The 14,025-nt window shown below is 64.0% G+C and carries 12 protein-coding genes and 1 tRNA gene; 9 read left to right on the forward strand and 4 right to left on the reverse strand.

The window, feature by feature from the left end:
- The first annotated feature begins 279 nt into the window (after positions 1-279).
- The 7 genes from UP10_RS10825 to UP10_RS10855 all read left to right on the forward strand — a co-directional run bounded on the left by UP10_RS10825 (position 280) and on the right by UP10_RS10855 (position 8,256).
- Positions 280-354, forward strand: a tRNA-Gln gene (locus UP10_RS10825).
- Positions 355-690: 336 nt separating this feature from the next.
- On the forward strand, positions 691-1,467 hold the full coding sequence (locus UP10_RS10830; RefSeq protein ID WP_044587338.1) for a TetR/AcrR family transcriptional regulator: 777 nt from the start codon (positions 691-693) through the stop codon (positions 1,465-1,467).
- Entirely contained in the window at positions 1,464-2,435 is a 972-nt protein-coding gene (locus tag UP10_RS10835; protein ID WP_044538350.1) for an ABC transporter permease, read from the forward strand. Before UP10_RS10830 ends, UP10_RS10835 begins: the two co-directional genes overlap by 4 nt.
- 44 nt (positions 2,436-2,479) lie before the next feature.
- Positions 2,480-3,475: a sugar ABC transporter substrate-binding protein gene (locus tag UP10_RS10840; RefSeq protein ID WP_044587339.1), complete on the forward strand. Its 996-nt coding sequence runs from the start codon at positions 2,480-2,482 to the stop codon at positions 3,473-3,475.
- A gap of 70 nt (positions 3,476-3,545) precedes the next feature.
- Complete coding sequence (locus UP10_RS10845; RefSeq protein ID WP_044587340.1) at positions 3,546-5,669, forward strand: ABC transporter permease; 2,124 nt, start codon at positions 3,546-3,548, stop codon at positions 5,667-5,669.
- Positions 5,666-6,763, forward strand: a complete 1,098-nt coding sequence (locus tag UP10_RS10850) for an SMP-30/gluconolactonase/LRE family protein (RefSeq protein WP_044587341.1) — start codon at positions 5,666-5,668, stop codon at positions 6,761-6,763. Before UP10_RS10845 ends, UP10_RS10850 begins: the two co-directional genes overlap by 4 nt.
- The gene (locus UP10_RS10855) at positions 6,760-8,256 is read left to right on the forward strand and encodes a sugar ABC transporter ATP-binding protein (RefSeq protein ID WP_044587342.1); all 1,497 of its coding nucleotides are present in this window, start codon (positions 6,760-6,762) and stop codon (positions 8,254-8,256) included. Before UP10_RS10850 ends, UP10_RS10855 begins: the two co-directional genes overlap by 4 nt.
- A 94-nt stretch (positions 8,257-8,350) precedes the next feature.
- Here the strand turns inward: UP10_RS10855 and UP10_RS10860 are convergent, their stop codons facing one another.
- The 4 genes from UP10_RS10860 to UP10_RS10875 form a co-directional block, all read right to left on the reverse strand.
- Entirely contained in the window at positions 8,351-9,388 is a 1,038-nt protein-coding gene (locus UP10_RS10860; protein WP_044587343.1) for an LLM class flavin-dependent oxidoreductase, read from the reverse strand.
- Between the two features lie 221 nt (positions 9,389-9,609).
- Complete coding sequence (locus UP10_RS10865; RefSeq protein ID WP_044587344.1) at positions 9,610-10,533, reverse strand: glutathione S-transferase family protein; 924 nt, start codon at positions 10,531-10,533, stop codon at positions 9,610-9,612.
- A gap of 91 nt (positions 10,534-10,624) precedes the next feature.
- A complete protein-coding gene (locus UP10_RS10870) occupies positions 10,625-11,383 on the reverse strand; it encodes an SDR family NAD(P)-dependent oxidoreductase (protein ID WP_044587345.1) in 759 nt (252 codons plus the stop codon).
- 38 nt (positions 11,384-11,421) lie between these two features.
- Positions 11,422-11,991 carry a TetR/AcrR family transcriptional regulator gene (locus UP10_RS10875; RefSeq protein ID WP_044587346.1) on the reverse strand — a complete coding sequence of 190 codons (570 nt, stop codon included), beginning with the start codon at positions 11,989-11,991 and terminating at the stop codon, positions 11,422-11,424.
- A gap of 107 nt (positions 11,992-12,098) precedes the next feature.
- On the opposite strand from UP10_RS10875, the gene UP10_RS10880 reads away from it, so the two are divergent.
- Positions 12,099-12,887 (forward strand): crotonase/enoyl-CoA hydratase family protein, encoded by a 789-nt coding sequence (locus UP10_RS10880; RefSeq protein WP_044587465.1) that lies wholly within the window; start codon positions 12,099-12,101, stop codon positions 12,885-12,887.
- A gap of 285 nt (positions 12,888-13,172) precedes the next feature.
- Entirely contained in the window at positions 13,173-14,024 is an 852-nt protein-coding gene (locus UP10_RS10885) for a division plane positioning ATPase MipZ (RefSeq protein ID WP_044587347.1), read from the forward strand.
- Position 14,025 lies beyond the last annotated feature (1 nt).

A 14,025-nucleotide genomic window follows, 5' to 3' on the forward strand; every position in this document is an offset into this window, starting at 1 on the left:
AAAGTCGCCGCCTCTCAACTCTCCGAACGGACGCCGCGCGGTCCGTTTCGGCCACGAGAGCATTTTCCAGCGAAGTGGATACTGGTTCGCGTCGGGAAAACGCGTCAAAACGAGAATCTAGAGCCCCGTTCCGATTTCATCGGAACGGAAACAGCCCTAGGACGCACTCTATATTTGGGGGACGGCAGCCGGCCGGCCGCTTTCGCGGGATTTCGCGCGTCCCCCTGTTGAAATCGGGGGCCTCACTCTATAGACCGGCGGTGCCCTCGATCGGCACGTTGGGGCGTAGCCAAGCGGTAAGGCAGCGGATTTTGATTCCGCCATTCGGAGGTTCGATCCCTCCCGCCCCAGCCAGCCCGTGCCGCGTTTGGAGAATTTTCTTCTCTTTACTGGGAAAGCCGCGAAGATCGCTCGCCCCGCCGAGCCGGTGGGACCGAACACTCCAAACGTACTTATCGCGAAGCGACAGGGTCGGCGACGCCGGCAGGACGTCGCCGCAGCGGAGCCAGCCGGGGGCAGGGACATCAATCGATTGCAACTGCTGGTGGCAGAAAAAAAGCGAGCGCTTGCTCGGAAAAGCTCCGGTTCCCTCTTCTCTCGCGGGCGATCCCTGGGCTAAGAGTGAAACAACGGGCGCATCAGCCCGAACCCGGACACCAACGAGTGTCCGGAGAAAAATTGGGAGGCGACGTGGACCTCGCGCGACAAGCGCCGTGGCCGAACGCGTTCTCGACGGAGGTGCTTTGCGCACGCATCCTCGAGCGCCATCGGGATTCCGTCCGCGTCCAGAAAACCCGGCTTGCCGTCGCGAACCTCGCGCGCATCATCAGCGCCACATTGGCCCTTTCCAACAAGCAGGGCTTTCACGCCACCACCCTGCGGCAACTCGCCGAGGCCTCCGGCCTCAGCATGGGCGGCCTTTACACCTATTTCGACAGCAAGCCGACGCTGCTCTCGATGATCCTCGGCGAAGTCGCGGCCACGGCGGTCGAGGTGCTCACCGCGCCACCCGACGAGGTGAAGACGGATGCCCGCAAGCATCTCGATTGGGTGATCGCGACCCACATCCGGATGAGCGAAGCGATGCAGCCTTGGTTCGTCTTCGCCTTCATGGAGGCGAAATCGTTTCCGCCGGCGGAACGCCAGCGCGCGGTCGACATGGAAGTGACGACCGAGAAGATCATCGCCGATGTCATCAGGCAGGGGGTCGCGAGCGGCAGCTTCTCGACAGACGAAATCACGCTCAGCGCGTCGCTGATCAAGCCGCTGCTGCAGGACTGGTACGTCAAACGCGCCAAGTACCGCCGGCGCGGCACATCGATCGACAGCTACATCGATGCGGTCGGGGCATTTGTCGGCGCCGCCCTGTCGAAAAATGTGCGTCCCGGAGCTCCTGCGGCGAGCGGCGCGCGGTCGCGGACAAGGCAAGCGACGCGGGAACGGCCCGGAAGAAGGACGAGACAATGAAGCGCTTTCGATTCAGCCAGCAGGAGGTCGTCTTCGCGGTCTTTGCCGTCCTGTTCCTGACGTTCTCGATCTTCCTGCGCGGCTTCCTGACGCCGGAGAACATGCTGACCCTGCTGCAGAACGTGGCGGTGCTCGGGATTCTCGGCCTTGCCATGGCGATCGTCGTGATCGGCCGCGGCATCGATATCTCCCTGATCGCGGCGCTCGCCGTTCCGCCGGGCCTCGTGCTGCAGATGGTGCAGAACGGGCATTCGCTGCCGACGTCGCTGATCGCGGCGTTGTTGCTTGCGATTGCCTTCGGCCTCGTCAATGGCTGGCTGATTGCCTACGCCGAAGTGCCGTCGCTGTTTGCGACGCTCGCCACCGGTTTGCTGCTGGCCGGGCTCGGCCAGACGGCCTTGTTTCAACTCGACGTCGTGCAATGGAGCCCGGGCATGGATGGCTTCGAGCGGCTCGGGCAGGGCGTCATTCTGGGCATTCCGACCCCGATCATCATGTTCGCAATCGCCTGTGTCATCGTGGCGTTCCTGCTGCGCCGGACGCGGTGGGGCGCCTACATCTACGCTATCGGCGACAATCCTTATGCCGCGCGCGCCACCGGCATTCCGTCGCGCCCCATCGTGGTGCTGCAATATGTCGTGACGGCGCTGATCGGCTGCTTCGCCGGCCTGGTGATGGCGGCGTCGGTCAATTCGATGCCGACCCGCGTCTTCAACTCGACGCTGATCTATGACGTCATCCTCGTCGTCGTGCTCGGCGGCATCGGGCTATCGGGCGGCCGCGGCGGCGTCCTCAACGTCATCATCGGCACGCTGCTGATCGGCACCATGCTCAACGGCATGACGATCCTGGATATCTCCTACGCCGGGCAAAATCTCATCAAGGGCGTGGTCCTGCTGCTCGCGGTGATCACCGATTCATTCCTGAATCCGCGCAACGAGGAAACCGCACAACAGGGCGATATCTAGCACGACAAGACATAACCATAACCAACATAACCAAGGAGGAAGCAATGATTGGACGAGTGATGATCGCGGCGCTCGGAATGGCGGCAATGACCATGCCGGCGCTCGCGCAGCAGGGCCTGGACGAGCCGTTCCAGAAGCCGTTCAAGGAAGCGCTGGCCGGCAAGGTGGTGGCCTATGTCCCGGTCGCGATGAACTTCGACCTGACCGAGGGCTGGTACGCCGGCATGAAGAAGGAACTCGAGCCCTACGGCGTCAAGTTCGAGATCCGCGATCCCAACTGGAACACCAATGCCGGCGCGCAGGCGGTGACGTCGCTGATATCAGAGAAGCCGGCGGTGATGGTGATCCACAATCCCGACGTGCAGACCTACGCCAAGCTGCTGCAGCGCGCCGAGAACGAAGGGATCTATGTGATCCAGATCAACATGGGATCGGCCTATCGCAGCTCGGCTTTCGTCGGCGCCAACTGGATCGAGATCGGCGAGCGTGACACCGAAGCGGTGGTCAAGGCGTGTCAGGGCAAATCAAACAAGATCGCCATCGTGCAGGGCGCGCTGTCGGCTGCCGCCAGCGCCTACACGCTGAAGGGCGTCGAGAACGTCCTCGCGAAGCATCCCGACATCAAGGTGGTTTCGAGCCAGGCCGCCGACTGGGATGCCGCCAAGGCCAAGGCGATCACGCAGACCGTGCTGAAGCAGAATCCCGATCTGTGCGGCATTGTCGGCTTCTGGGACGGCATGGATATCGGCACCGCGGCTGCGGTGAAGGAAGCCGGTCTCACCGGCAAGGTGTTCGTTGCGACGTCGGGGGGCGGCGAGCGCAAAGGCGCCTGTGAACTGGTCAAGTCCGGCGCGTTCGATCTCAACATGAGCTACGACGTGCCGACGCAGGCCAACGATCTCTCCGCGATGATCAAGTGGCTGTTGTCGTCGGGCGCCAAGGCCGGCTCGGTCAAGGGCTCGGCCTACACCACGCTGATTCCGATCAGCAAGGAGAACGCGGATACGGCCTGCTGGAATCTCAGCGATCTGAAGAAGTAGTCCAACCTCCGACGTCCCGGGTCGCTTCGCGCCCGGGACGTCACGCTCCCGAAATTCGAAGACCGATGGAATGCCGATGCGCGATACCCTGACGAGCCTGCGCTACCGCTACTGGCCCGATCATCTTCTCGGCGAGATCCTGTCCAAGCGGTGGACGGAGACCGCGATCCCGGTCATCCTGCTCCTGATTATCGGCTTCGCGCTCAGCCGATCCATCGATCACTTCCTGTCGCCGGCGAGCCTCGCCGATACCGCGCGTCAGGCCGGAGAGATCGGCTTCATCGGGCTCGGGATGGCGCTGGTCGTCATCGTCGGCGGCATCGATTTGTCGGTCGGATCGATGTTTGCGCTCACCGACTTCTGCGCGCTCTATCTCCTCGACGTGCTGGGCTGGCCGATTCCCGCCGTGGTCGCGGCCACGCTCGTCTTCGGCGCGTTCCTCGGTGCCGTCAACGGCGTGCTGATCGGTTATCTCAGGCTGCGCGCCTTCATCACCACGCTGATCACGCTGATTATCTACCGCTCCGCGTTCGATCTTCTGATTCAGCGCTACTCCAACGCCATCGCGGCGGCATTTCCCGATATTCCGTCATGGAACTTCATCGGCGGCGGCGACGTCTTCGGTATTCCGAGCGTGGCGATCGTCTACATCGTCATCGCGATCTTCGGCCATATCTTCATGACGCGGCTGCGCCCGGGCTGGCACATCACTGCGATCGGCGGCTCGCGTCGCTCGGCCTACAATTCCGGCATCCCGGTCCGGCGCACGATCGCGCTCTGCTATGTCGCCAGCGGCGTGCTGACCAGCATCGGCGCGCTGTTCTTTGCGGCACGGCTCGGCACCGTCGGCGGCGATATCGGCGTCGGCCTCGAGGTCATCGTGCTGACCGCAACCGTGCTCGGCGGCATCACCCTCGGCGGCGGCAAGGGGTCGGTTGCGAAATCGCTGGTCGGCGTCCTGATCGTCCTGCTCATCACCAACGGCCTGACCACGATGAATGCGCGGGGCGGCGTCAACCGCATGGCGCTCGCCGGCATCCTTTTGATCGCGGCGATGATCGATATCCGCTGGCAGAAGAACCGGACCCGCATCATCAGCAAGGTCTACGTCGCGCCGACCTATCACGCGCTGCCGCCGCCACCGGCGACCGAGATCGGCGCGGGGGGACCGTTCGAGCAGAACGACAAGCTGCGGGATGTGACCCTGATCGGGCTCGGGCGGATCGAGGCGCCGGAAGACGTCATCCTCGACCGCCACGACAATCTCTATGCCGGTTCGCGGCACGGCGACATCATGCGCTTTCTCGCCCCGGACTATGAGACGATGGAGGTGTTCGCCCATATCGGCGGCCAGCCACTCGGCATGGCCTTCGATCGCGACGACAATCTCTATGTCTGCATCGGCGGAATGGGACTGTACCGGATCAAGCCAGACGGGGCGGTCGAGAAGGCCACCGACGAGACCAACCGCAGCCTGCATTCCGTCAACGACGATTCGAGGCTTCGGCTCGCCGACGACCTCGACATCACCGACGACGGGTTGATCTTCTTTTCCGAGGCGACCGTACGCTACGAAATGGACGAGTGGCCGATCGACGGCCTGGAGGCGCGCGGCAACGGCCGCATCATCTGCTACGACACCAGGACCGGCAGCACGCATACGGCGTTGCGCGGGCTCAAATTCCCCAACGGCATCTGCGTCGCCAGCGACGGGCGGTCGATCCTGTTCGCCGAGACCTTCGGCTGCTCGATCAAGCGTTACTGGTTCGAAGGCCCGAAGAAGGGGACGGTCGAGGTCGTGATGGACAATCTGCCGGGCTACCCCGACAACATCAACCTCGCCTCCGACGGGAACTACTGGCTCGCTCTCGTCGGCATGCGCAGCCCGTCGCTCGATCTCGCCTGGAAGATGCCGGGCTTCCGCCGCCGCATGGCCAAGCGCGTGCCGGTCGACGAGTGGCTATTCCCGAACATCAACACCGGCTGCGTCGTCAAGTTCAACGAGCAGGGAAAGATCCTCGAATCGTTCTGGGACCTGCGCGGCGCCAATCATCCGATGATCACCTCGATGCGCGAGCATCGTGGCTATCTCTATCTCGGCGGCATCGCCAACAATCGGATCGGTCGCTACAAGCTCGACGGCGCCGATCCGAACTTCGTGCAGTATGACAAGCGGTGGGGGAAGCTGTCGTGATCGCCGCCGTCAGGGAGTTCGCCAACCGCTTTCTCGGTCGCGGCGAAGCGACCATCACCGTGCCGTCGTTCGATGGCGCGCTGAAGCCGAACCAGACGCTGGAAACCGCCGAGACGCTGTTTTCGTGCGACGCGCCGGAAGATCTCGCAACCATCAGTGGGCGGCTTTATCTCGCCGACGGACGGCGTCTGCTGCGTTTCGATGGCGGCGCCGCAACCGAGCTGCGCACATTCGATCAGCCGATCTCGGCGCTCTGCCCGTTGCGGGATGGCGGGCTGGCGGTCGCGCTCGCAGGCCGCGAGGTTCGTCTTTATTCTGTCCCAGGCTCTGGCGAGCCGCGCGCGACCATCGCCGACCCCGCTTTCAACGCCATCAATGCACTGACGCTTGCGCCCGATGGCACGCTGATCGCGACGGACGGTTCGGCGAGTTGCGGCGTCGACGACTGGGCGCGCGACCTGATGGAGCTGAACAGTAGCGGCCGTGTCTATCGGCTCGACACCGAGACCCGAACCGTGACCCAGATCGCCGGAAAGCTCGGCTATGCCTTTGGCGCCTGTGCCGCGCGCGGTGGCCTCCTCGTCAGCGAGAGCTGGCGGCATCGGCTGGTGCTGATAGCGCCGGATGGATCGAGCCGGGTCGTGCTCGGCCGTCTGCCGGTCTATCCGTCCCGGCTGTCCAGGGCTTCGGGCGGCGGCTATTGGCTGACGGCGTTCACGGCGCGCACCCAGCTAATTGAATTCGTGTTGCGCGAGCCGGCCTTTCGGCGCCGCATGATGGCTGAGATCGACCCTGCCTACTGGGTGGCGCCGCGGCTGCGCTCCGGACTGTCGTTCAAGGAGCCGATGCAGGGCGCGCACATCAAGACGATGGGCGTGATCAAGCCGTGGGCGCCGCCGCGCTCCTATGGGCTCGTGATCCGGCTGAACGAGGAGGGGGCGCCGCTGTATTCGCTGCACAGCCGCGTCGACGGCGTCAATCACGGCATCGTCGCGGCGATCGAATCCGGCCCCGATCTGGCGATGATCGCCAAGGGGCCGGGGCGGGTCCTGAGACTGCCGCTGGCCACGCTCACTGAGGAATTTGGCGCATGAGCGAGATCATACTTTCGCTGAGCAAGGCGACCAAGCTCTATGCCGGTGTCCCTGCCATCGAAGGCGTCGACTTTGATCTCCGCCGCGGCGAGATTCATGCGCTGGTCGGCGAGAACGGCGCCGGCAAGTCGACGCTGACCAAGATCATGGCCGGTGTCGTGACGCTGACGTCGGGAAAGATGACGGTCGACGGCGCCGAAGTCACGCTGAAGACGCCGCTGGAAGCGCGCAATCTCGGCATCGCCATGGTGTTCCAGGAGAACAGCCTGGTGCCCACCATGACCGTGGCGCAGAACCTGTTCCTCGGGCAGGAGAAATTCTACAACCGCCTGCGCGGCATCTACATCTCCGCGCAGCAGTTCCTGCAGTCGCTCAATTTCGACGTGACGCCGACGGCGACCGTCGGCGCGCTCGGCGCGGCCAAGAAGCAGATGGTGGAAATCGCGCGCGCGGTTCTGCACCGCGCCAAGGTGATCATCTTCGACGAACCGACGGCGTCACTCACGCCGGAGGAGAAGAAATACTTCTTCGACCTGGTTCGCGACCTGAAGAAGCGCGGCGTCTCGATCATCTTCATCTCGCATGCGCTCGAGGAGGCGCTGCTGCTCGCGGACCGGATCACGGTGCTGCGCGACGGCAAGCATGTCGTCACCGATGACGCGGCGAAATTCGACCGCGCGGCGATCGTCCAGGCGATGGTCGGACGCGATCTCTCCAACACGCTTTACGGCGCGCGCAAGGACCGCCTGCGCCCGGCCGGTGCGCGGGTTCTGACGGTGCAGAACCTGAAGATGGCGCCGATGGTGAAGAACAATTCGCTGTCGGTATTTGCCGGACAGATCACCGGCGTGTTCGGCCTCGTCGGCGCCGGCCGCACCGAAACGTTCAAGATCGTCTCCGGCGTGTTGAAGCGGGATTTCTTTCACGGCGGCGAAATCCTGCTGCACGACAAGCCGGTGCGGTATCGGGTCCCGGCGCCTGCGGTCAAGGCCGGCATCGCTTACGTCACCGAGGACCGAAAGGTCGAGGGTTTCTTCGAGACCGCCTCGATTGCGCGGAACATCTATCTCGGCCTGCTGGCCAAATTCCCGGGAGGGCGGATGCTGTTGTCACCACGCGAAGCCAATGCGGTCGGCAAGACCTGGATCGAGCGCCTCAAGGTGCGCGCGATCGGCGACGAGGTGAAAGTGGTCGAGCTCTCCGGCGGCAACCAGCAGAAGGTCGTGATTGCCAAATCGCTGGTCCAGGAGCCGGAGCTGATCATCTTCGATGAGCCGACCCGCGGCGTCGACGTCGGCGCGATTGTCGAGATCCATGAATTGATCAACCGCCTTGCCGATGAGGGCAAGGCGGTTGTGGTCATATCATCCTACCTGCCGGAGATTCTCGCCCTGTCGGACCGCATCCTGGTCTCGCGCCAGGGCAAGGTGGTGGAGGAGTTCTCCGCGCTCGAAGCGACCGAGGAGAAGATCATGTATGCGGCGATCCACTAGAGCCCCGTTCCGATGGAATCGGAACAGGGCTCTAGACTTTTGTTTTGACGCGTTTTCCCAGCGCGAACCGGTACCCACTTCGCTCGAAAACGCTCTAATCCGACGCGAGCAGCTCACGGACCATCGGCACCACCTTGCGGCCATACAGCTCGATGCTCGTCATCAGCTTCTCATGCGGCAGGGGACCTGCCGAGTACTTCAGCTGGAAGCGCGCCAGCCCGAGTGCCTTCACGGTCGCGGCGATCTTGCGCGCGACGGTCTCCGGCGAGCCGACATAGAGCGAGCCGTGATCGGCCTCCTGCACGAACTCGTCGCGTCCCATCGGCGGCCAGCCGCGCTCCTTGCCGATGCGATCACGCATCACCTTGTAGTCGGGCCACAGCTCCTCACGCGCCTGGAGATCGGTTTCGGCGACATAGCCCGGCGAATGCACGCCGATCGGCTGCGGCGCGCGGCCGATCTGCTGATAGGCGCGCTGGTGCAGGTCGACATAAGGCGCAAAGCGCTTCGGATCGCCGCCGATGATGGCGAGCATCAGCGGAAGATCATAATGCGCCGCGCGCACCACCGATTCGGGGCTGCCACCGACGCCGATCCAGGTCTTCAGCCTGCCGTGCTCGACCGGCGGATAGACCGACTGGTTGTCGAGCGGCGGGCGCAGCTTGCCCTGCCAGGTGACGGGCTGCTGCTTCAGGAGCTCGGTGAACAGGTCGAGCTTCTCCTCGAACAGCTCGCTGTACTGGCGCAAATCAAATCCGAACAACGGGAACGACTCGGTGAAGGAGCCGCGGCCGAGGATCACCTCGGCGCGGCCGTTCGAGATGGCGTCGACCGTGGCAAAGCGTTGGAACACCCGGATCGGATCGTCCGAACTCAGCACGGTGACCGCCGAGCCGAGGCGGATGTTCCGGGTCCGCGCCGCGATTGCCGCCAGCGCGACTTCGGGAGCGGAGATCGCGAAGTCGGCCCGGTGGTGCTCGCCGAGCCCGATGAAATCGATTCCGAGCTCGTCGGCCAGCACGGCCTCGTCGACCACGTTGCGGATCACCTGCGCATGCGGCAGCGGCGCGCCAGCGGCGTCCCTGGTGACGTCGCCGAACGTATCGAGCCCAAATTCGAGAGCGGTGGTCATCGGTCAATCCAGTTGTCGGTGTGGCACAATCTGCGCCATGCGCCTCCAGTCTGCGCGAATCGCGAAGTCGGCCTGCGGCACGACGTCCGCAAGCCCGCGCGGCTGAGGCTTCGGTTGGGATGTCAGCGAGATAATGGCCGTTCGTGGCCGGACAAGGCTGCGCCGCGAAACGCTGGGTTTCCGCACAGACTTCCTGGATGGGCGGCGAGAGGGCCCCGCCGTCAGTCCGGAACGACCAAAAAGCCGGCGCGCGGGAAGTGCACCACGACCTCGCCGGCGCGCGCGTCGGTCCGGCGGATCGCGATGTGCTGTGCCGACAGCGAGACGATTTCGCCGTGGACCGGGACCTTGCCGTAGTCATCGGGCAACACGCCGACCCGATCGCCGGGCTTGCGGCCATTCGGATCCGCGGGGTCACCGAAGCTGGGTGAGTCTGGCGTCGATCGTGCTGCGATCTCGAGCGCGTCGACCGACGACATCTCGGTGCGCGTGCCATGCCCGATGGTGCGAACGCGCGCTTCCCACGTCGAGACGTGCGGAAAATGCCTGATGATCTCGTCGATGGTGGCGAGACTCTGTCGCGCATACCACACGTTCATGTAGGCGCTGACGTCGGCGAGGCTGAACTCGCCGAGCAGCCATGGCCGGCTGTCACCGAGTTGCGCCTCGATCCAGTCGACATGGGCGCGGAACTGGTCGCGCATCTGCGGCAAGGCCGCGGTCATGGCGGCGATGTCGAACTTTCCGCCGCGGAGTTTCTCGCGGTCCTCGATGAACTCCCGCGGCACCTTGTCGCCGATGAAGCCGAACACAAGATTGACCGTGCTCTGGAAGAACGGGCGGTCGGTCCACATGCCTAGCGCAGCCGGCACGCCGGCATTGCCGCCGGGAAACAGCGTCGGCGTCGGATATCGCCGTTCCAGCTCGCGGATGATGATCTGGGTGTCGCAATAGATGTCGGCACCGATCTGCATCGACGGCGTGCGCCGATAGCCGCCGGTCATCGGCATCAGGTCCGGCCGCGGCATGATGCGTGAGATCCGCACCGAGTTCCAGGCGAGCTTCTTGAACCCGAAGATGATGCGGATCTTCTCGGAGAAGGGCGACTCATCGAAATGATGCAGGATCGGCACAGGCTGCGACACGGACTTCTCCCGGGCTGTGGGCGCTGTTCAAGGAATGCGCCGCACAGCCTGACAAGTTCTCAGGAGATCGCAACCCATTTCGCAAGCGACGTCAGAACTGTTCCGCCCACGGCCGCAGATCCAGCTCCAGCGTCCAGGCGCTGCGATGCTGGTGATGCAGCACCCAATAGGCATCCGCGATGGCGGTGATATTGAGCAGCCCATCCGGGCCGCGGTCGTCCTTCAATTGCGGACGCAGACTGAGCAAGCGATCACCCTCGATGCCGCCATCGACCACGACATGGCCGACGTGAATGCCCTGCGGTCCGAATTCGCGCGCCACGCTCTGTGCCAGCGCCCGCAACGCGGCCTTGGCGGAGGCGAACGGCGCGTAATTGGCCTTGCCGCGCAGCGAGCCGCTGGCGCCGGTGAACACCAGCGTGCCGCCGCCACGCTTCAGCAGCGCCGGGATTGTGGCTTGCGCCAGATGGAAACCGCCAAGCGCATGCTCGCGCCAATGTTCCTCGAAGCGCTGTTCGCTGACCTTCAGGAACGGGGCTGGCCGATTGGATCCCGCATTGTGCACGGCCATCGCCAGCGGCGCGAGCCTCTCGGCAGCTTCGACGAAGCGGGCCGTGTCCGCAGCCGTGGAGGCGTCACCGACGATGTGGGCGACCTTCGCACCATCAGCGGCGAGTTCGGCCGCGGTGGCTGCGAGCTTCTCGGCGTTGCGGCCGGCAATCGCGACGGGATAGCCGCCCGCGGCAAAGCGGCGCGCAATCGCGGCGCCGAGACCATGCGACGCACCGACGCCGGCGATCAACACGCTTCCCTGCACGGCGCTTGGCTCAAGACCAGATCGATCGTTCATTGTTCACTCCATCGGCTTGGCCCGCGTCGCGGGCAAAATCATTCATCCGATGCCATCGCGATGATGCCGTCGCGGACCGCACGCAGCACGGCATCGGAGCGCTTCTGGTCGGTGATGACCCGCGAGATCGCGAGCGCACCGATCATCGCGCTGACCGCCATGATCGCCTGTTCGTCGTCCTGATCGCCGAGCACGCGCGCGACCTTGGCGATGAATGCCTCGATATGTGGTTCCATCACCGCTCGATGCTGCTCGTCGGCGCGGCCGACATCCGAGATCAGCGCTGATATCGCGCAGCCAGTCTTGCGGGAGTCGCGATGCGTGCGGCTGAGATAGCTTCGGGCCATCGCATTCACGCTGACCGGCTTGTCCGGATCGCGCGAGGCGTGCGCGGCGGCTTCGCCGGCGGCCAGTGCCTGCTCGAGCGCTTCCGCGATCAGGTCCGAACGCGAGGCAAAGTGCCCATAGAAGCCGCCATGGGTGAGGTTCACCCGCTGCATCAGGCTGCCGATGCTGAGCGCATCGAGGCCCTTGTCGCGGATCTCCGTCGCGGCCTCGTTCAGAATGCGTTCGCGGCTCCTGGCCTTGTCGGCCTGGGAATGACCCATCTCGCGTGACCTTCCGAAATTGACTCTGCTTCAGGATTATGATCATCATCTATCAGGATGACAAGCATCATCCAGAATGTGACCAGTCACAAAAATGGGAGGAACCGATGTCCGGCAGCGCAAGCGAGGGGCGGGTCCGTCACGAACGGCATGACCACATCCTGAAGATCGTCATCGACAATCCCGCCAAGAAGAACGCCTTCAGTCCGGAGATGATGGCGGAACTGTCCGACGCGCTGACGCTGCTCGACAACGATGATGGCCTCTGGGTCGGCGTGCTCTGCGCCGCCGGCGACAATTTCACCGCCGGTCTCGACATGCCGAAATTCTTCGGCTCGACCGCGACGCGCAAGCCGCTGCCGGACGGCAATGTCGATCCGTTCGGACTTGCGAAGCGGTGCCGGAAGCCGATCGTCACCGCGGTGCAGGGCATCGTGTTCACGGTCGGCATCGAGATGATGCTGGCCGGCGACATCGTCGTCGCCGCGGACGACTGCCGCTTCTGCCAGATGGAGGCGAAACGCGGCATTGCGCCGCTCGCGGGTGCGCATTTCCGCTACATCAGCCGGGCCGGCTGGGGCGACGCGATGTATCATCTGCTGTTGTGCGACGAATTCTCGGCGGCTGAGGCGCATCGGATCGGCCTGGTGCAGGAGATCGTGCCGGCGGGAAAGCAGGTCGAGCGCGCGATGGCGCTGGCTGAAATCATCGCGCGCAACGCGCCGCTCGGCATCCAGGTCACCAAGGAGGCGGGCCGCAAGTTCATCGAGGCCGGCGAGCAGGCGGCGATTGCGGTCATCCCGCAGATCCGCGAACGCGTGCTCAACACCGCCGATGCAGCCGAGGGCATCAAGTCGTTCGTGGAACGCCGCGCCGCCGTGTTCCAGGGGCGCTAGAGCGTTTTCGAGCGAAAGCCTGTCCCGGACTTGATCCGGGATGGATATCGGTTCGCGTGAAGAAAACGGGTCAAAACAAGAATCTAGACTCCCGTTCCGAACGGGGGTCTAGTCACGCTACCGCGCACAACGACAGGGCGAGCTGTGACAATGATGTCGCAGCCTTCAGAGATATATCATGACAGAGTCACGACGACTCTTGTCGATATCCGTCGAATCACGGAGATTCGCACTTACCGAATTCAATTCAAGCTGCTTTGGCTCAAGCGTCCGGTAGGGAAGCGCATGACAAGTGCACGTGTAATTGTCGTAGGAAACAACAAGGGCGGATCAGGCAAGTCGACGATTGCCATGCATGTCGCCATCGCGCTGATCAAGGCCGGTCAGCGCGTCGCCACCATCGATCTCGATAACAAGCAGAAGACGCTCACCCATTACGTCGACAACCGGCGGGATTGGGCGCACGAAGCCTCGCTGGAACTCGGTGTCCCGACACATATGTGCTTCGAGACGGTGAGCGGCAGGACCAGCGAGGTCGAGACGCTCGGGCGCAGCGCGCTGGCCGAGATCGTCGAGCGGCTCAGCCGTTCGCATGATTTCGTCGTCATCGACAGTCCCGGCCACGACACTTACCTGAACACGTTCGCGCACTCGCTGGCGAATACGCTGATCACGCCGTTGAACGACAGTTTCCTCGATTTCGATGTGCTCGGCACGGTCGATGCCGAGTCCTTCAAGGTGACCGGCATCAGCCATTACGCGAAGATGGTGGAGGAGGCGCGGCGCACGCGCAGCGCCCACGACCAGCCGGCGCTCGACTGGGTGGTGCTGCGCAACCGGCTGTCCACGCTCGGCTCGCGCAACAAGCGTCTGGTCGGGGAAGCCCTCGGTGAACTGTCGAAGACGCTGAATTTCCGCGTGGTCGACGGATTGGCTGAAAGGGTAATCTTCCGCGAGTTCTATCCACGCGGATTGACGGCGATCGACGATGCCAACCAGTTGGCGCGCGGCGCGCGCCCGACGATGTCGCATGTCACCGCCTGGTTGGAGATGGAGCGGCTGATGACGGCGATCATGCTCGGTCATCTGGTGGCGCGGCCAACTGACACGTCGGAGGCTGGCCGCGACGCCGCATAGG

It is taken from the genome of Bradyrhizobium sp. LTSPM299 (genome assembly GCF_000938235.1).
Lineage (GTDB): Bacteria > Pseudomonadota > Alphaproteobacteria > Rhizobiales > Xanthobacteraceae > Bradyrhizobium.